The organism is Pseudoduganella umbonata (assembly GCF_014192225.1).
Taxonomy (GTDB): domain Bacteria; phylum Pseudomonadota; class Gammaproteobacteria; order Burkholderiales; family Burkholderiaceae_D; genus Rugamonas; species Rugamonas umbonata.
Genome location: NZ_JACHXS010000001.1, coordinates 61,912 through 80,218, shown reverse-complemented (window position 1 = coordinate 80,218; position 18,307 = coordinate 61,912). Strand labels below are relative to the sequence as shown.

Below are 18,307 nucleotides of genomic sequence, written 5' to 3'. Positions count from 1 at the left end.
GGCGCAAACCGCTGGCGGCGCCGGTCACCACGGCGGCACGTCCCGATGGATTCATTTGTGTGCTTTCCTGCGCCGTAGCGCGGATGCCGCCGCGGTGACGCTGGCCGGCATTCGTTTATTATCGATGGGTCAATTCCGATACTTTAGCTAATCGGAATAACGAAAGCAACGACGGCGCGATGCGCATCGGCGGCGCGGCCGCGGCAGCCCGTCACGCGGCGCGCAGCTTGAACACGGCCACCGATGCATCGAGCTGGCCGGCCTGCCGGCGCAGCGACTCGGCGGCCGCGGCGGCCTGCTCGACCAACGCGGCATTCTGCTGGGTGGTGCTGTCGATATGGGCGATCGCCTCGTCGATCTGCTCGATGCCCTGCTGCTGCTCGCCGCTGGCGAGGGAAATCTGCTGCACCATTTCCGCCACCTGCGCCACGCTGTCCAGCACTTCGCGCATCGTGGCGCCGGCGCGGTCCACCAGCGCGCGGCCCTCGGCCACTTCCGCCAGCGACTCGGTGATCAGCCCGCGGATTTCCGCCGCCGCGACAGCCGAGCGCTGCGCCAGGCCACGCACCTCGCTGGCGACGACGGCAAATCCCCTGCCCTGTTCGCCCGCGCGCGCCGCCTCGACCGCCGCATTCAGCGCCAGGATATTGGTCTGGAAGGCGATGCCGTCGATGACGCCGATGATGTCGGCGATCCTGGCCGACGTGCCGTCGATCGTGCCCATCGTGCGCACCACCTCGGCTACGGTCTGGCTGCCGCGGTTGGTGACACTGGTGGCCTGGCCGGCCAGCCCGGCGGCGGCCTCGGCATTGTCGCGGTTTTGCCGCACGGTTCCCGTCAGTTCGCTCATCGATGCCGCCGTTTCCTCCAGCGAGCCGGCCTGCGACTCGGTACGGGCCGACAGGTCGGCATTGCCGGCGGCAATCTGGGCGGACGCCACGGCGATGGCCTGCGTGCCGGTACGCACCTGCGCCACGATGCGCGACAGGTTGCCGCTCATCGTGCCCAGCGCGCGCAGCAGGTCGCCGATCTCGTCGGCACGGGTGCTGTGCACGTCGTGGCGCAGGTCGCCGGCCGCCACGTCCCTGGCGATGCCCAGTGCGTGCGACAGCGGCACGGTAATGCCGCGCACCAGCGTCACGACGATCAGCGCGCCGATCGCCACGGCCGCCAGCAGCAGTGCCAGCAGTGTCAGCACGGAGTTGCGGTAGATTTCGCCGTTGCGCTCCGCCACGGCGGCAACCCGGCTCGCCGCTTCCTTGCGGATCGTGTCGACGATGGCGTCGATGCGTTCGGTGGCGGCGCGGTCCATGCCGCGCACCAGCACATCGACTTTCTGCGCCCCGGCCGGATCGGCGGCGTCGAACTGGCGCAGTGCGTCCAGGTAGCGTCCCACCAGCTCGGCATGTAGCCGCAGCGCTTCGTCGACGGCGCCCGTCTCCAGGCCCAGCGTCCCCAGGGTACCTTTCAGTTCGGTCAACTTTGCCGCCGTGGCCCTGCCGCCGGCGTTGAACGCTTTCGTGTATTTGTCGCGTTGCGCCGGATCCTGGCCGCGCAGCAGGATGTTCTTCCATTCCTGCACCTGGATCTTGAAGTCGACCTGGGCCGAGCGGGCGCCGTCCACCGCGCGCATCAATCCTTCGGCCTCGGTGAAGCCGGCGGCGTTGCGGCTGTTCATGTCGCGCAGCGCGTTCCAGCCGGTCAGTCCTACCAGCAGCAGGGTCAGCAGGAAGAAGGCGGCCAGCAGCGTCAGGCGAACGCCTATTTTGAGGTTGGAGAGTTTCATGGCGGCGGGTTGCGACCAGGACGGTCGTTGATTGCGGAAGAGATCGATATCGGCTGTCGAGTTGATGCCGGAAGCCAACATTATAACTGACGGGGCTACGGCTGCCCAGGACAAGCACGGTCGTGCATCGCTTGCGTGGCGGCCCGTGTACACTGGTATTTTTTCGACCATGCTACCGATGTCCATCTTTTCCAAAGCCGCGATCAAGCACGAGGCGGACGTGGCCGCCGCCCAGCAGGCCGTGCAGGAACAGGCTGCGCGCCAGGCCCGGCTCGACTTTCGCGAACAGTACCGCAACACGCTGGAGAACGTGATCCGTCCGCAGCTTGCCGCGATGCGCAAGCAGATGTACGAACACGACTACGACGGCAAGATCGAGGAAGGCAACGACGGCTGGAACGATTTCGTGCGCCTCACGTTCGTGCCCGACAAGAACCGGCTGGCCGCGCACGCCGGCCGCGATGCCTGCACGCTGACCTTCACCGCGCTGGAAAACAGCTGCCTGCTGGAATGGGAAAGCGCGTTCGACCGCCACGCCCGCGACGGATCCGGCAAGGAAGGCGGCACGATCCCGTGCGCCCAGCTGACGGCCGAGCGCCTCGAACAGATGCTGGCCACGTTCTTCGACAAGGCGTTCGAGGCGCGGCGGCTGCGCCGCCTGCCCTGAATCACCGCGAGCGGCCTTGCGCGAACCGGCCTGACTTTACCCGGCCGCGCCGGCCCGCTCCAGCAGCACGGGAATCTGCTTGAACGCGGGCGTATTCGACCCGCGCGCCACCAGCGCCGGCGACAGCAGCGGCGTCAGTTCGGGGAAGTAGCCGAACACGTCGTCGCCCCGTTGCGCGGTCGCCACCAGCCGGATGCCGTCGACATGCCGCTCGATGCCGTCGGGCGAGGCCGCGCGCACGCGCACCGTCTCGCCGTCCGCCAAACCCAGCCTGTCGAGCGTGCCGCGCCCCACGAACAGCAGGTGCCGCGTGCCGTGCACGCCGCGGTAGCGGTCCACTTCCCCTTTCGGATCGCGGTAGACGGTGGTGTTGTACTGCCGGTGCGCGCGGATCGTGGCCAGGCACAGTACCCGGTCGCCGTATCGGGCCCGGGCTCGCGCCATGATGGTGTCCGCCGGCAGCGCGTGCGCGACGAAGCGCGCCTTGCCGGCTATAGTGCGCCACTCGCGCCGCGCCGCGCTGTTCGGCAGGTGGAAGCCCTTGTCGCTGCGAATCTGTTCGTTATAACCGGCGAAGCCCTCGACCGCGTCGTCGGCCACGCGCTCGATCAGCAGGCGCGTGGCATCGTAGTCGGTGCCGATGGTTTCCCAGTCGATCGCCGATTCAGGCAAGGTGTGCCTGGCCAGCCGGCTGACGATGAACGGCTCGGAGCGCAGCAGTTCGCCGGCCGGCGGGTTCCTGCCCATCGACGCGTGCACCATCGACGCCGTATCCTCGACGCTGACGAATTGCGGCCCCGCCGGCTGCAGGTCCAGCTCGGTGCGGCCCAGGCACGGCAACAGCAGGCCGGTCTTGCCGGGATACAGGTGCGTGCGATTGAGCTTGGTAGCGACATGCACCGTCAGGCGCGTGCCCGACAGGGCTGCCAGCACGCGCGGCGTGTCCGGCGCGGCCACCGCGAAATTGCCGCCCAGCGCGACGAAGGCCTGCACGCTGCCGTCCAGCAGGCCGTCGATCGTGCCGACCGCATCGCGCCCCGGCGCCGCCGGCGGCGTGAAGCCGAACACGCGCCGCAGGCCGGCCAGCCAGGCCGCTTTCGGCCGGCTGGTGATGCCCACCGTGCGGTCGCCCTGCACGTTCGAATGGCCGCGCACCGGCATCAGGCCGGCGCCGGGCTTGCCGACGTTACCGCGCAACAGCATCAGGTTGACGAGCGACTGGATCGTTTCGATGGCGAATTCGTTCTGCGTCAGCCCCATGCACCATGCGGCGATCGTGGCCGGCGAAGCGATGTAATAGCCGGCCGCCTCTTCCATCTGCGCGCGGGTCAGGCCGCTGGCTTCCTCGATGTCCGGCCAGGCCTGGCCGGTGACCAGGTCGCGGAAGGCGGCGTAGCCGTCGGTGTGCGCGTCGATGAAGGCGCGGTCGACGGCGCCGCGCTCCACCACCGCCCTGGCGATGCCGGTAATGGCCGCCAGGTCGCCGCCGACGCGCACCTGGTAGTACGCGTCGGCCAGTTGCGTGCCGCCGCCACCCAGCAGTTCTCCGGGCGATTGCGGATCGGCGAACGCTTCCAGTCCGCGCTCGCGCAGCGGGTTGAAGACGATGATGCGGCAGCCGCGCTTCTTCGCCTCGCGCAGGTCGCCCAGCATGCGCGGGTGGTTCGAGCCGGGGTTGTGGCCGAAGCTCATGATCAGCTGCGCGTGGGCGAAATCGGCGCGCGTGACGGTGGACTTGCCGACGCCGATCGATTCGGTCAGCGCCTGGCCGGACGATTCGTGGCACAGGTTGGACGAATCCGGCAGGTTGTTGGTGCCGAACGCGCGGGCCAACAGCTGGTAGGCAAAGGCCGCTTCATTGCTGCTGCGGCCGGAGGTGTAGAACACGGCGCGGTCCGGGTCGCCGAGGGCGCGCAGTTCCGCGCCGGCCAGTGCGAACGCGGCATCCCAGCCGATTTCCCGGTAGGTGTCGCTGGCCGCGTCGTACAGCATCGGCGCCGTCAGGCGTCCCGCCGCTTCCAGCTCCGCGTGGTCCTTCGTGCGCAGCGCCGTCACCGTATTGGCGGCGAAGAACCCGGGCGTGGCGCGGGCCTTGCCGGATTCATGGGCGATGGCCCAGGCGCCCTGCTCGCAGAAGTCGACCGATTTGCTGTCCGGCGAATCGGGATAGGCGCAGCCGGGGCAATCGACGCCCTGCGGCTGGTTCAGCCGGGGCAGCGTGGCCAATGCCTGGGCGCCGGGATTGCCGATCAGCGCCTTGGCCGTGCCGTGCAGCGAACCGAAGCCGCCGGCCGGCTTGTCGTAGGGGACGATGGGAATGGTCTTGGTCATCCCCGTATTGTAGCGTTACGACCGCCTTTTCAGATCAGCTCGCGGGCCCTCAGTTCATCCTTGATGTAGGCATAGAACACCGGCGCGGCGATCACGCCGGGGATGCCGAACACGGCCTCGGCGAACAGCATGGCCGCCAGCAGTTCCCAGGCGCGCGCATTGATGTGCGAACCGATGATGCGCGCGTTCAGGAAGTATTCGAGCTTGTGCACGACGACCATGAACGCCAGCCCGGCAATGGCCACGTGCAGCGAATGGGACAGGCTGACGACGACCAGCACCGTGTTCGAGATCAGGTTGCCGATCACCGGCAGCAGGCCGGCCAGGAAGGTGATCGCCACCACCGTCTTCGACAGCGGCAGGTGCACGCCGGCCAGCGGCAGCACGACGAACACGAAGATCGCCGTGATCACCGTGTTGATCCCGGAGATCCACACCTGGGCGAAGACGATGTTGCGGAATGCGCAGGAAAGGAACCGGGCGCGCTGCAGCAGCGCTTCCATGAACGGGCGGTGTGGCGCGCCATCCTCGTTGGTATCGTGCAGCGACGCCATCAGCCCGATCACCATGCCGAGCAGGATGCGCGTCAGCGTCTTGCCCACTTCGGCACCGGCCGCCTGCGCGGCGCCGGCATGTTCGCGCAGCCACGCGGTGACGGCTTCGCGCAGCGAGTGGGCGTCGACGGGCAGGTGTTCCATGATCCACGGCGGGATCTGGTCGCGCGACGCATCGATGATGTCGGCCATCTTCACGAACAGGTGGGTCACGCTGTACGAATCGAGGCGCAGCAGCACCACCAGGCCCCAGGCGGCGAGCCCGATCAGGCCGACGATCAGCGCACCGATGACGGCCGCGGCCACCATGCGCGCCCGCACGTCGCTGATGCGCCGGCCCAGCGCCGGCGCGATCGCATGGATCAGCGAGAACATCAGCAGGCCGGCAAACAGGGCACCCAGCAGGCCGTTCTTCAGCACGAGCAGCAGGAACAGGGCGATGAGCAGGTAGGAAGCGATGACGCTGTAGCGGGTCTGGAGGTTCGGCGACATGGTGGCGTTGGCGGTTGAGCCGGCATTATGCACCAGGAGCCTGGCTGCGCGGCGATTCCGACAACATTCCTTCCCGGTCCAGCGCATGGCGGGCCAGGTCGCGTGCCAGGAATAGGTTTCCCGTGTACTCGGTGCGGGCCTCGGCTTCGATGTCGGCCAGCGTCAGCGGCCCGGCCGTATCCTGGTAGCGGGGGCTGAAATGGGTCAGTACCAGGTTCGGGATGGCCGCCTCGCGGGCAAAGCGCGCCACCCGCAGCGCGGAACTGTGCTGCGGGCCGGGACCGACCTTCGCCAGGATCGCCTCCGTGTACGTGGCTTCGTGCACCAGCACGTGGGCATCGCGCACCGCGTCGGCCAGCAGCGCCGGCGTATCGTTGTCGCCGGCGATGACGATGCGGCGCGGGCGGCGCGGCGGCTGCAGCACGTCGGCCGGACGTATCGCGCGGCCATCGGGCAGCGTCACCTCGTTGCCGGCCTGCAGCGCCCCCCACAGCGGGCCGCGCGGCACGCCGGCCGCCGCCAGCCGGTCCGCATCGAGCCGGCGTTCGACGGCTTTCTCGGTGAAGCCGTAGGCGTACGACGGGATGCGGTGCGACAGCGGGGTGGCGGAGACGGCCAAGTCGGACAGCAGGCCATCCCGGGCGGCGTCTTCCACGTCGATGAACTCGACCGGATACGGCAGCTGCAATGCCGTGGTCTCCATCACGCCGCGCACGTAGCGCTCCAGCGGTGCGGGTCCGACGATGGCCAGCGGCGCCGTGCGGTTCAGCAGGCCCGCGCTGGCCAGCAATCCCGGCAAGCCATAGCAATGGTCGCCGTGCAGGTGGGTGATGAAGATGGCGCGCAGGTCGTGCGGCGAATGGTTGGTGCGCAGGATGCGGTGCTGCGTGCCCTCGCCGCAATCGACCAGCACCCACCCGCCGGCCGTGCGCAAAGCCAGGCCGGCCACGTTGCGTGTTCTGGTGGGGGTGCCCGAGGAGGTGCCGAGAAATTGCAGTTCCATGGAATATCCGCTGTGCCGGTGAGCGGATTATCGGCGATTCCCGGCAAGCGCGGCGTACCGGCCGCGCGGCTGCGGAACCAGACTTCCGTTATTGTTTGGCGCTGTTCGCGGCAACTGGGTGAACTTCCTTCCAGAACCATTGTCTGACTTCCTGTTGTGATACGTCATGTATATCGGGAGGCACGATGGGCACAGCCGATGTCAGCGTGGTGTTGAAGGTGCTGGAACAGGTCCAGCTTTCCGATGACGAAATCGCCCTCGTGCAGGGCTTGCTCGCCAACTTGGTACAGCCCGGCCAGAGCCTGCGCCTGATCGAGGAGGCCGCCGGGAAACGCTCGTGCCCTGAGTGCGGTGGCAACCGGTGCCATCGCTCTGGCCAGGCAAACGGCCTGCAACGGTACCGCTGCGTCGCCTGCCGGCGCAGCTTCAATGCCTTGACCGGCACACCGCTAGCGCGCCTGCGGCTGCGCGACAAGTGGCTGCCCTACCTCCAATGCCTGATCGATTCGATCACGGTTCGAAAAGCCGCCGCGCGCGTCGCGGTGGCAAAGTCGACGAGCTTCCGGTGGCGCCACCGCTTCATCGCCGCCGTCCGGCGAGCGCCGGACCCGCGGTTATCGGGCATCGTCGAGGCGGATGAAACCTACCATCTCGAATCGCAAAAGGGCTCGCGAAACCTGGACCGCCCGCCCCGCAAGCGCGGCGGCAAGGCCCGCCGGCGCGGCGTCAGCGCGGAACTGGACTGCATCCTTGTCGCCCGCGACCGCAATCGGCAAACCTGCGACTTCGTTACCGGCCGCGGCCCGGTGACCGCCAGCCAGTTGGCCAGGCACTTGCTGCCCGTACTGGCAAAGGACGTGCTGCTCGTCACCGATGGGGCCAATGCCTATAAAACGTTTGCACGGCAGGCCGGCGTCACACACGAAGCGGTCAACGTCCGGGCCGGTATCAGGGCGCGCGGCGCGATCCATATCCAGGGTGTGAATGGATGGCATAGCCGCTTCAAGACCTGGCTGCGCCGGTTCAATGGCGTCGCCAGCCGCTATCTTGCCAATTACACGGGGTGGCAGAGGGTGCTCGACGCCGCTGCGTTGAGAGCTCCCGGAGATTGGCTTCGAGTTGCCGTGGTGTAAATCGCTGGCGTACCAACGTCACGCGACAGCGACAAAAGAGGAAGTTCCATGCCTGCTGGCAAAACCGACTTTACGCGAACAGCGCCTATTGTTTCACCAGCTCCACGCGCCGGTTCTTCTCGCGGCCCGGCTCGGCATCGTTCGAGGCCACCGGGGCATACGCGCCGACGCCCTTCGCGCTCAGCCGCCTGGCATCGATCCTGTAGTCGGTGGACAGCGTCTTCACGACGGATTCGGCGCGCTTCTGCGACAGGTCGAGATTGTGGGCAGCGGAGCCCTGGTTGTCGGTGTGACCGACGATATGCACCTTCAGGTTCCTGTCCTGCTGCAGCAGCTTGGCCATCTCGGCCAGCGCTTCCTTCGATTCGGGCTTGACCGTGGTCTTGTCCGTGTCGAAATACACGCCATACACGGCCACCTTGCCTTCCGCGGCGAGGCTCTTCGCCATGTCGCCGGCGTTCAGCGCGGCGCTGACCTTGTCGGTTTCCATCGGCTTGCCTTCGACGATCTGCAGCGATACGCCACCGAAATAGTTGCGCAACGGCGCAGCAACCAGCACGGCGACGTGGATCGCGGTGCCGTCCGGCTGCGTTCCCTTTGCCACCAGGTAGCGCGGCTCGCGCAGACCCGCGTTGAAGGCGTTCTGGAAATCGGCGCCTTTCAGGAAACCGTCGCGCCGCAGGTAGCTGGCGTTGTAAAACGACTGCAGATTGCCGCATGCCTCCTTTTCGCACGTATAAATAACCTTCAGGCCCGCTTTCGCAATGGCCGCCTGGTAATTACGGAATACTTCAAGACCGGAACGGTCTTTTGCGAAAACGTAGCCGATGCGCGTGTATTTCCCCTCCGGTTTCAAGAGGTTATCGACCTGCAGGGCGCTGTTCTTGCGGTACGGCGCGCTTGCGGGCAGCTCCGCCTGCTCGTACTGCTTGACGTCGTAGGCGATCAGCTTCGATCCCTCGAACCGCGACAGCAGCGGGTGGTCTTCCGCGCCCTTCACTTCGCGGAAATTCAGTTCGGCGAAAGCGGCTTGCGAAACAGCGGCACAGCACAACAGGGCGGAAATGGCTCGGACGCGCATGGTAATCCCGGTGGAGTTGGTCGAATACGGGATTTTATGCGCAAAGATATTTTATTGACAATAAAATAGTGAGCGCCGGCTGATGTGATATTGATCCGATATTTTCAAGCGAAATTCGGTGATATTCGGTGAGATTCCATGTGGAATTCAGCCTTATTCATTCCATTGCTTGCCCCGTCAACGCATCGCATCGCCACCGCGGCCCGCCTGCCCCGGCTGCTATAATCCAGGCCCAGCTACATTCAACCGTCCAGCCATGTCTTCCGATCTCCCCTTCGACCCGCCCTACAAGCTCGCCATCGATTCGCCGGCAGGCAAACGCTGGGTCGAAGTGCGGGCCGACGGCAGCCGGGTCGACACCACCCCGCCGGCCACCACGCTGCCGCCGCCCGGCACGCGCGTGGACAACGCGCCACGCGGCGGTAATGGTGGCGGCGGCAATGGCGGCGCGCCCGCCAAGGCGCAGGTCTTCCTGAACGTGCCGTTCGCGGAAAAGGACGAAGCCAAGCGCCTCGGTGCGCGCTGGGACCCCACGCGCAAGAAGTGGTACGTGCCGAACGGCGTCGACGCCGAACAGTTCAGCCGCTGGACCGCCTGACAGCCTGACGCCCGGACCTCAGATCGGGTCGAACATCCGCTTGTCGACGTAGCACCAGCCCCACGTCTCGCCCGGCTGCTGCGAGCGCATCATCGCGTGCCGCGTCTCATGGAAATGCTTCGTCGCGTGCCGGTTCTTCGACTGGTCGCAGCAGCCCACGTGGCCGCAGACCAGGCAGGTGCGCAGGTGCACCCACGTGTCGCCCATCCTGAGGCATTCCTCGCAGCCGTCGGTGCGCGGCTGGTGGGTATGGATCTGGCTGAAATGTTCGCACTGCTTGCTCATCGCATTCTCCGTTCAACGATGCACCAGCTTACTGCCGCGCGGGCGCCATGGCAGCGCCCCATTCGGGAGAGGCGCGAGAAGTCAGCCCAGCACCGTGACGACCACGCTGCGCCGGTGCGGCGCCGTGCGGTGTTCCCACAGGTAGATGCCCTGCCAAGTTCCCAGCAGCAGGCGGCCGCCGCCCACCGGCACCGTCAGCGCCGTGTCGGTCAGCATGGTGCGGGCGTGGGCCGCCATGTCGTCCGGCCCCTCCGTATCGTGCCGGTAGGCCGGGTCGCCGTCCGGCGCCAGCCGCGCCACGACCGTTTCCAGGTCGCGCCGCACGTCCGGATCGGCGTTTTCCGTGATCGTCAGCGAACAGCTGGTGTGCTGGACGAAGACGTGCGCCACGCCGCACGTGACACCGGACTCGCGCACGGCCGCCGCGACGGCATCGGTGATGTCGCGCGTGCCGCGACCGGTGGTGGAAAAGTGAAGGACGGACTGATGTGCCACGGTGGCGGTTCTCCAGCGGTATGGTGTTGTCGTGCGCCGCCATCTGAAGGATAATTGGCGCCCATGAACGATACCACTCAACGCCCAGAACTGCCGGACCACCTGTCCACGGACCCGCGCAGCTCCTTCCACGTGCCTGCCGTGTTCGAACACGACATCGGCATCCGCTTCAACGACAAGGAACGTTTCGACGTGTCCGAATACTGCATCAGCGAAGGCTGGATCAAGGTCCCGGCCGGCAAGTCGCTGGACCGCAAGGGCCAGCCGATGCTGATCAAGCTGAAGGGCAAGGTCGAAGCGTTCTACCGCTGACCGACGAAGCCCCGCCTGTCACCGGCAGCCATGCCGGGTTAGTCTCTACCGGACCGGCAGCCATGGCGGTTTGGTTTCCTACCGAACCGGCAGCCAGGCCGGTTTTGTCTCCGTATACAACTCACGCTCGACGGGGCCGTCGTATGGCGGTTCCAGCGTGCCCAGCGTGACCGCGATCGTATCCGGCGACGCCGTGCTGCGCCAGGTCAGCGTCGAACCGCAGACACGGCAAAAGCCGCGCCGGCCATCTTCGGACGACGCATATTCCACCACCAGTTCCTGTCCCCGCTCGACCGCATAGCCGGCCGCGGGCACGTTCGCGTACGACCCGGCTCCGGCGCCATGCTGCTTCTGGCACATCGTGCAATAACAGTGGCTGGCGTGGTGGACCGGACCGTCGGCCCGGTAGGCCACGCCGCCGCACAGGCAGCTTCCTCTCAGCATCGCCTCCTCCTATTTCGATGACAGGTTCATCGTCTGTACCGCCAGCAGCCTGCACTGCCCGTCCACGTTTACCCAGGTGCGCATGAACTGGTAGCGGTTGGTCTTGAACGTCTGGCCATCCGCATTCCACTGCTCGACGGTCGATATGCCGTGCAGCACGGTCGTCTCGCCCAGCGTGCGCGCCTGCACGTCGCTCGTCGTGCGCGACTTGAACCGCGAGGGCTTCGCCATCCTGGCCAGCAGCACCGGCTTGGTTTCGATCTCCGAACCCAGCGTGTGCACCCACACATAGTCGTCGGCCAGCGCCTCGCGCAGGAACGCCGCGTTGCCGGTGCCGAGCGCCGCCTCGTACTGGCGGTCGCGCTCGACCAGCGCATCGGTGGGCAGGCAGGCGGCGGCCAGCGCATGCAATGGCAGCGCACAGGCAAGAATGGACAGGTATTTTTTCATGGCGCCAGTGTACGCCGAAGGAACGCCGCCGGGCACGACCGCTCATCCTGTTGAGCGAATGGCCGGCGGCGATGGCAGCCTTCGCGGTTGCGACTTACCATGGCCCGATACCAATAACGGGGACACCCATGCCGCATCCACGCACCGCGCATCGCCATGCCTTTTACTTTGTAATCGCCGCCGTGCTGGCCGGCGCGGCCCATGCCGCGCCGATCGATCGCCAGGCGGTGGTTTCCCGCCATAACCCGCAGCTGACGCAGGTCGATGCATGGTCCCCGCTGTCGGTCGGCAACGGCCGCTTCGCCTTCACGGCCGACGTGACGGGCCTGCAGACCTTCGCCGACCATTACTGGCGGCACGGCACCGCCACCGAGACGCAGGCGCGCTGGAGCTGGCATACGAACCCCAATCCCAACAACTACAAGCTGGCCGACGCCAACCGCCCGTACACCGCGCACGGCCGCACGCTCGGCTATCCCACCAACCAGAACTCGCCGGCCGGCCAGTGGCTGCGCGAGAATCCGCACACGCAGCCGTTGCCGCGCATCGGCTTCGTGCTGGCCGGCGCCGGCGCCCGGCCGCTGGTGCCCGCCGACGTCGGCGCGGTCGACCAGCGCCTCGATTTGTGGAAAGGCGAACTGTCCAGCCGCGTCACGCTGCAAGGCCAGCCGGTGTCGGTGACCAGCGCCGCCGATCCGAACACCGATACCGTGGCACTGCGCATCCGCTCTCCCCTGCTGGCGCGCGGCGCGCTGGCGGTGCGCATCGCGCTGCCGCTGGGCTACGACCTGAAGGTCAAGCACAACCCGCCGCTGGACTGGACGCAGCCGGCGGCGCACCGCACCAATGTGCTCGAACAAAAGCCCGCGCTGCTGGCCGTCGAGCACCTGCGCGACGGATTGCACAATTCATCGCGCTATGCGATGACGGTGGCCAGCGCGGCGCCGCTGACGATCACCCGGCCCGACCCGCACGCCTTCGTGATCGCCCCGGCGCGCGGCGATACGCTGGACATCACGGTGTCGTTCGCGCAGCAGGGCCGGGCCCCCGCCCCGCGCAGCGCCGACGTGTTCGACGCCAGCGCGGCACACTGGAAAAACTACTGGCAGAGCGGTGCGGCGATCGACTTCGCCGGCAGCACGGACCCGCGCGCCAAGGAACTGGAACGGCGCGTGGTGCTGTCGCAGTACCTGGCCGGCATCCAGCTGGGCGACACGCTGCCCGCGCAGGAAAGCGGCCTGACGACGTCCACCTGGTACGGCAAGCACCACACGGAAATGGTGTGGTGGCACACGGCGCACTTCGCTCTGTGGGGCCGCCCGGAATACACCGCGCGCACGCTCACCTGGTTCCAGCGCACGCTGCCCTCGGCCCGCGCCGTCGCTGCCGAACGGGGGCTGAAGGGTGCGCGCTGGATGAAGATGACGGGCCCGGAAGGCCGCGAAAGCCCCGGCGGCAACCCGATGATCATGTGGAACCAGCCGCATCCGATCCACCTGGCCGAAATGCTGTACCGGGCGGACCCGACGCCGGCCACGCTGGAACGCTACCGCGAGCTGGTGATGGAGACGGCGGCCGGCATGGCATCGATGCTGCACTGGGAAGCGGCGCGCCAGCGCTACGTGCTGGGACCGCCGATGTGGATCGCCCAGGAGATCTACGACCAGGCCACCAGCATGAACCCCACGTATGAACTGAGCTACTGGGCGCGCGGCCTGGAAATCGCCCAGCAATGGCGCGAACGCCTCGGCCTGCCGCGCGACGCGGACTGGGAACACCGCCGCACCCACCTCTCCGACCTGCCGCAGAAGGACGGCAAGTACGTGGCCATCGAAAGCACGCCGGACACCTGGGACAACATCGCCAGCCGCCACGACCATCCATCGTTCCTGATGGCGTTCGGCCAGCTGCCCGGCGACGGCGTCGACCGCGCCGTCATGCGCCGCACGCTGGACGCCACGCTGGCCAGCTGGGACTGGGCCACCAAGATCTGGGGCTGGGATTACCCGATGGTGGCCATGACCGCCGCCCGCCTCGAAGCGCCCGAACTGGCGGTCGACGTGCTGCTGAAGACGGATGGCCCGAACAACGCCTACACGGCCGCCGGCCATAACCCGAACACGGGCCTGCCCGTCTACCTGCCCGGCAACGGCGCGCTGCTGGCTGCCGTCGGCATGATGGCCGGCGGCTGGGACAACGGCCCCGACCGCCCCGCCCCGGGCTTCCCGGACAACGGCAAATGGGTCGTCAAGGCCGAGGGGTTCAGGAAGCTGCCGTAACAAGCTGCCGTAGGAAACTGGCCTGCGAAGCGGCGGTCACCGCGGCACGGGATGCCGCGGCTGCTCAGGCTGGCGCGGCGGGGCTGTCGATCATGCCGCGTTCGTCGGGCCGCAAGGTCAGCACGGCCACGCCGGTGGCCGTTACGGCCACGGTGTGCTCGAACTGCGCGGAAAGCGAGCCGTCACGCGTCACGACCGTCCAGCCATCCGCTTCCGTTTTCACGCTGCGCCCGCCGCGGTTGAGCATCGGCTCGATGGTGAACACCATGCCCTCGCGCAGTTCCAGGCCCGTGCCCCGCTCGCCGAAGTGCCGCACCTGCGGCGCCTCGTGCATCTCGCGGCCGATGCCATGGCCACAATACTCGCGCACCACCGAGCAGCCGTTGCGTTTCGCATGGCGCTCGATCGCCCAGCCGATATCGCCGAGCCGGGCACCGGGACGTACCGCGCGGATACCCTTCCACATCGCTTCGTACGTGGTCTGCACCAGCCGCCTGGCCGCCGCATCGACGTTGCCGACGAGGTAAGTCTTGCTGGAATCGGCGATGTAGCCATTTTTTTCCAGCGTGATGTCGAGGTTGACGATATCGCCGTCCGCCAAGATGTCCGACGGCGACGGCACGCCATGGCAGACCACCTGGTTCACGGAGGAATTGAGGACGAACTGGAAGCCGTACTGGCCCTTGCTGGCCGGCCGCGCCTTCAGCTCGTCGACGATGAAGCGCTCGACCATCGCATCGATTTCCAGCGTCGACTTGCCGGCCAGCGGTGTCCGGTCCAGCAAACCGAACACGGACGCCAGCAGGCGGCCCGATTCGGCCAGCAGCGCCACCTCGTGCGGTTGCTTCGTCATGGCCTGCCGCTCCCCGTCACCACCACCTGCCCCATGCGATCCAGCTTCATCTGTTCCATACCCACGCTCTCTATACGCTTCATATACGTATTGTATACGTATCGTATAAAAGCGCAACAATAGCGTCCATGGCTCGGCACCAATGCAAAAAACCGGTGACAGACACGGGTTTTGAAGAAACATTCGTTTCAAAATAACTGGTGTCTGTCACCGGTTTTGAAGAAACATTCGTTTCAAAATAACTGGTGTCTGTCACCGGTTTTTTGTCACCGGTGTTGGTTGCCGGTTAGCCGGCGAGTGCTACCTTGACGCCGCGGTGCGCTTCTCCGCCCACTTCGCGTAGGCGGCAAGCGCCGACGCGGGGCCCGTGCCGTACCAGCCGTAGCCGTCGCGCCGTTCCTTGCTCAGTTCGTTGACGTCCGTGTGGATCGTGCCGTCGCGGTCGCCGAAGATCGGCTTCATCGTGCCGATGTCGTACATGCGCGCCCACATCGGCCCGGCACCCGGCCGGGCTTCCAGGAAGCGGCCGTTCTCGCCCTTGGCGGTCCAGGCCACGTCGTACACGGCCACCCGCTTCAGCCAGGCGGCGCCGGCATCGATGGCCGCCACGATGTCCGGCGATGGCTGCGGCAGGCGCATCAGCAGTGTCAGCAAACGCGACGTCTCGGAGCTCGACAGCGCCACCGGCTCGAAGTTGCGCGCGCCCACCGGCGCCAGCGTCAGCGCATCGTGCTGCTGGCACCAGCCGGTGAGCTGGCCGTTCACGCGGATCTGGCTGGCGACCAGCACCCTGATCGCCCGCTCATGCGCGGCGCGGGCCCTGGCGGCCAGTTCCGGCGCCACGAACGCGTAGTCGCCCTGCCGCGCGGCCACCGCGGCCAGCAGGTCGGCAACCTGGGCAAATGCATTGTCGTTGTACGTGACCGCATCGTGGTAGCCGCCCTGCAGCGGATACACCTGCGGGAAGCCGCCGTTCGGATACTGCGCATCGAGCAGGTAGTTCACGCCGCGGTCGAAGGCCTTGCGGTAGGGATTGCCGGCATCCCCGGCGGCACCCGGTACTGCCGTTACTACGCGCGCCAGGAACGCCAGCTCGGTGGTGGTGGCATCGTTGTCGATCGTGCCCACGTAGTTCCAGCCTTTCGCGGCCAGGATCACGCCGCCGGACGGGTCGTCGTCGATCGGCGCGTAATGCTCGCCCTTCCGGCGCAGGTGCCCGGTGCGGTTGACGTTCTTGCCCCAGCCGCCGGCCGGCGTCTGGAAACTGACGATGTTGTCGGCCACGTGCCTTGCTTCGGGCGACGCATACCACGCCGGCGGCTGCTTCAGCGGCATGCCCGAATCGCCATGCAGCCGGGCCTGCTCTTCCGCCGGCGCTGCGCCGCTCTTGCGCTCCGCCGCCAGCGCGGCCTTGTCGCGCTCCATCAGCGCGCGCGAACGGGCCAGGTAATCGCGCCACGTGGCGCGCTCGGTTGCGGCCAGCGTGTCGATGCGCGCTTCCGTCACCGGCTGCGCGCGCGTCATCGTGCCGATCACGGTGGCCTGCGCCGCGGGCAGCCCAAGGCCCAGGCCCAATCCCAATCCCAACCCCAGCGCCACCGCGATTCCCATCTTCTTGACTTGCATGTTTCCTCCAGTCGGTGCCGCCGTCAGCCGGACAGCTTTTCGTTATAGCGTTTGCCGCCGATCGTCACGTTGCGCAACGTGACGTCGCGGGCATTGTGGATGAACCACGGCGCATCGGCGCGCACCGCGTTGCCGAAGTCGCAGTCGGCGATCGTCACGTTGCGCACCGGCAGCACCGGCCTGTCCGCCGGTCCGTTGTAGCTGTGAGCCACCGGCCCGAGCACCACGAACGCCTGGTAGCAGCCGAACGCGCCTTCCGGCGTGTTCACGTTGGCCACCCTGATGCCGGAGATGTGCACGTCCGATACTTCCGGCGGCCGGCTGCGCACCAGGTCGAACGACGGCGTGTAGTCGCAGTCGAACGTGATCACGGCGCCGCCGCCGGTCGGCACCGTGCCGGCCGGCACCGGACCACCCGGGATCGGCTTGTAGAAGCCGGGCTTCAGGCGCACGCCGTTCGGCAGCGTCAGGTTGCGGATGTAGAAGTGGCGCAGGTAGCCGCCGCGGTTCATGTTGGTTTTCAGCCGCACCACGGTGTTGATCGGATCGGTGGCGTAATGGATGTTGCGCACGTCGATGTTCTGGGCGTACACGTGCTCGATCCCGGCCGACATCTCGCTGCCCAGCGTGATGCCGCCGTGGCCGCTGTTCATCACCGAATTCTGGATCACCACGTTGCGCGTCGGACCATAGCCCGTGTCGGCATTCTTGCCCGCCTTGATGGCGATGCAGTCGTCGCCGGTGTTGAACCAGCAGCCGTCGACCAGCACGGTGTCGCACGATTCCGGATCGAAGCCGTCCGAGTTCGGGCCGATCGATTCCATCTTCACCTTTGAAAAATGCACGTTGCGGCACTTGACCGGGTGGTGGATCCAGAACGGCGCGTTGACGGCCTGGTAGCCCTGCATCAGCACGTCCTCGCAATCGATGAATTCGACAAGGCACGGACGAAGGTAGTGGCCCAGGCCGAAAATGCGCTTGTCGACCGGCACGCCGGCCTCGGACAGCGCCGGCAGGTATTTTTCGTCGGCGCGGCCGTTCGGGCGGTCGCCCTGGATGCGCGCCAGCGCGGCCGCGTCCAGGTGCGGCGCCATCGCCGCCAGCGGCGGGTTGGCCGGATTGTCGACGCCCTGGTGCAGCGCGCCCGTCTCCGCCCCTTTCTGGTTCATGCTCCACCAGCCCGGGCCGCTGCCGTCTTCGTACGGCACGCCGGCCTGGCCGTCGAGGATGCTGGTCCAGTCCTCGCCGGTGATGGCGATGTTGTTCTGCCCGCGCGCATAGACCAGCGGCGCGAAATTGAAGCAGTCGTTGCCCTGCCAGCGCGACAGCACCAGCCTGCCGCTGGCGCCGCAATCGACCGTCTGCGCCTCGGGATAGTCGCGCGCGTAATCGGCCGGACTGGCGCTGAAGTACACGTGCGCGCCTTTCGCCAGGTGCACGTGCACGTTCGACAGCAGCACGATCGGCCCTTTCAGGTACCAGTCGCCGGCCGGCACCAGCACGCGCCCGCCGCCGGCCTTGTGCGCGGCGGCGATCGCGGCGCGCAGCGCCGGATGGCTGTCGTGCGAGCCCGGCACCGGCGTCGTCACCTGCCCCCTGGCACGGATGGTCGGATAGCCGGCCACCTGGTGCACCTTGCATGGCTTGCCCCCATGCGCGGTGATGACGAAGTCCCGTTTCGGGAACGGCAGCGGTTTTGCGAACACGTCGGCAATCTGTTTCGCGCGCGCCCACGGGTCGGCGGCCTGGGCACGCGCTGCTGCGGGAAGGCCCATCAACGCCACGGTGCCCAGCGCGGCGGACCCCTTGAGCCACTGGCGGCGGTGCAGGAAGCTTTTGTCTGTCATATCGGTCTCGGTTGATCGGGCAGCCGGCGCACTGCGCCAGCCGCCATCGGCAATGCGACAAAGCCGGCACA

17 protein-coding genes are annotated in these 18,307 nt (G+C 67.2%); 5 read left to right on the top strand and 12 right to left on the bottom strand.

Annotation, left to right across the window (positions count from 1 at the left end; genetic code table 11):
- Positions 1-211 precede the first annotated feature (211 nt).
- Entirely contained in the window at positions 212-1,786 is a 1,575-nt protein-coding gene (locus tag FHS02_RS00295) for a methyl-accepting chemotaxis protein (protein ID WP_137312270.1), read from the bottom strand.
- Between the two features lie 178 nt (positions 1,787-1,964).
- Between FHS02_RS00295 and FHS02_RS00290 the strand changes: the two genes are divergently transcribed.
- Positions 1,965-2,453 (top strand): hypothetical protein, encoded by a 489-nt coding sequence (locus FHS02_RS00290; RefSeq protein WP_137312269.1) that lies wholly within the window; start codon positions 1,965-1,967, stop codon positions 2,451-2,453.
- A gap of 36 nt (positions 2,454-2,489) precedes the next feature.
- Here the strand turns inward: FHS02_RS00290 and FHS02_RS00285 are convergent, their stop codons facing one another.
- From FHS02_RS00285 to FHS02_RS00275, 3 genes are read right to left on the bottom strand one after another with little or no spacing between them, the layout of a single operon-like run.
- Entirely contained in the window at positions 2,490-4,784 is a 2,295-nt protein-coding gene (locus FHS02_RS00285) for an FdhF/YdeP family oxidoreductase (protein WP_137312268.1), read from the bottom strand.
- 29 nt (positions 4,785-4,813) lie between these two features.
- Positions 4,814-5,830 carry an AI-2E family transporter gene (locus FHS02_RS00280; protein WP_137312267.1) on the bottom strand — a complete coding sequence of 339 codons (1,017 nt, stop codon included), beginning with the start codon at positions 5,828-5,830 and terminating at the stop codon, positions 4,814-4,816.
- 25 nt (positions 5,831-5,855) lie between these two features.
- The gene (locus FHS02_RS00275) at positions 5,856-6,833 is read right to left on the bottom strand and encodes a ribonuclease Z (RefSeq protein ID WP_137312266.1); all 978 of its coding nucleotides are present in this window, start codon (positions 6,831-6,833) and stop codon (positions 5,856-5,858) included.
- Between the two features lie 185 nt (positions 6,834-7,018).
- On the opposite strand from FHS02_RS00275, the gene FHS02_RS00270 reads away from it, so the two are divergent.
- Entirely contained in the window at positions 7,019-7,966 is a 948-nt protein-coding gene (locus tag FHS02_RS00270; RefSeq protein ID WP_137312265.1) for an IS1595 family transposase, read from the top strand.
- Between the two features lie 85 nt (positions 7,967-8,051).
- On the opposite strand, the gene FHS02_RS00265 is transcribed toward FHS02_RS00270, so the two are convergent.
- Positions 8,052-9,047: an OmpA family protein gene (locus FHS02_RS00265; protein ID WP_137312264.1), complete on the bottom strand. Its 996-nt coding sequence runs from the start codon at positions 9,045-9,047 to the stop codon at positions 8,052-8,054.
- A 256-nt stretch (positions 9,048-9,303) separates the two neighbouring features.
- Here FHS02_RS00265 and FHS02_RS31165 point away from each other — a divergent pair, with 256 nt between their 5' ends.
- A complete protein-coding gene (locus FHS02_RS31165) occupies positions 9,304-9,645 on the top strand; it encodes a DUF5710 domain-containing protein (protein WP_217497010.1) in 342 nt (113 codons plus the stop codon).
- Positions 9,646-9,663: 18 nt separating this feature from the next.
- Here FHS02_RS31165 and FHS02_RS00255 read toward each other — a convergent pair whose 3' ends face one another.
- Positions 9,664-9,930: a UBP-type zinc finger domain-containing protein gene (locus FHS02_RS00255; protein WP_137312263.1), complete on the bottom strand. Its 267-nt coding sequence runs from the start codon at positions 9,928-9,930 to the stop codon at positions 9,664-9,666.
- A gap of 81 nt (positions 9,931-10,011) precedes the next feature.
- Positions 10,012-10,425 carry a secondary thiamine-phosphate synthase enzyme YjbQ gene (locus tag FHS02_RS00250; protein WP_137312262.1) on the bottom strand — a complete coding sequence of 138 codons (414 nt, stop codon included), beginning with the start codon at positions 10,423-10,425 and terminating at the stop codon, positions 10,012-10,014.
- A gap of 63 nt (positions 10,426-10,488) precedes the next feature.
- Here FHS02_RS00250 and FHS02_RS00245 point away from each other — a divergent pair, with 63 nt between their 5' ends.
- The gene (locus FHS02_RS00245) at positions 10,489-10,737 is read left to right on the top strand and encodes a DUF3297 family protein (RefSeq protein WP_131146330.1); all 249 of its coding nucleotides are present in this window, start codon (positions 10,489-10,491) and stop codon (positions 10,735-10,737) included.
- A gap of 78 nt (positions 10,738-10,815) precedes the next feature.
- On the opposite strand, the gene FHS02_RS00240 is transcribed toward FHS02_RS00245, so the two are convergent.
- Positions 10,816-11,181 (bottom strand): GFA family protein, encoded by a 366-nt coding sequence (locus tag FHS02_RS00240; RefSeq protein ID WP_137312261.1) that lies wholly within the window; start codon positions 11,179-11,181, stop codon positions 10,816-10,818.
- A 9-nt stretch (positions 11,182-11,190) separates the two neighbouring features.
- Entirely contained in the window at positions 11,191-11,631 is a 441-nt protein-coding gene (locus tag FHS02_RS00235) for a nuclear transport factor 2 family protein (protein ID WP_137312260.1), read from the bottom strand.
- Between the two features lie 128 nt (positions 11,632-11,759).
- On the opposite strand from FHS02_RS00235, the gene FHS02_RS00230 reads away from it, so the two are divergent.
- Complete coding sequence (locus tag FHS02_RS00230) at positions 11,760-13,910, top strand: hypothetical protein (protein WP_217496884.1); 2,151 nt, start codon at positions 11,760-11,762, stop codon at positions 13,908-13,910.
- Between the two features lie 64 nt (positions 13,911-13,974).
- Here FHS02_RS00230 and map read toward each other — a convergent pair whose 3' ends face one another.
- The 3 genes from map to FHS02_RS00215 form a co-directional block, all read right to left on the bottom strand.
- Complete coding sequence (gene map / locus FHS02_RS00225; protein WP_137312259.1) at positions 13,975-14,763, bottom strand: type I methionyl aminopeptidase; 789 nt, start codon at positions 14,761-14,763, stop codon at positions 13,975-13,977.
- A gap of 300 nt (positions 14,764-15,063) precedes the next feature.
- Positions 15,064-16,389: a pectate lyase gene (pelA, locus tag FHS02_RS00220; protein ID WP_229422481.1), complete on the bottom strand. Its 1,326-nt coding sequence runs from the start codon at positions 16,387-16,389 to the stop codon at positions 15,064-15,066.
- 23 nt (positions 16,390-16,412) lie between these two features.
- Positions 16,413-18,236: a glycoside hydrolase family 28 protein gene (locus tag FHS02_RS00215; RefSeq protein ID WP_137312258.1), complete on the bottom strand. Its 1,824-nt coding sequence runs from the start codon at positions 18,234-18,236 to the stop codon at positions 16,413-16,415.
- Positions 18,237-18,307: the final 71 nt, after the last annotated feature.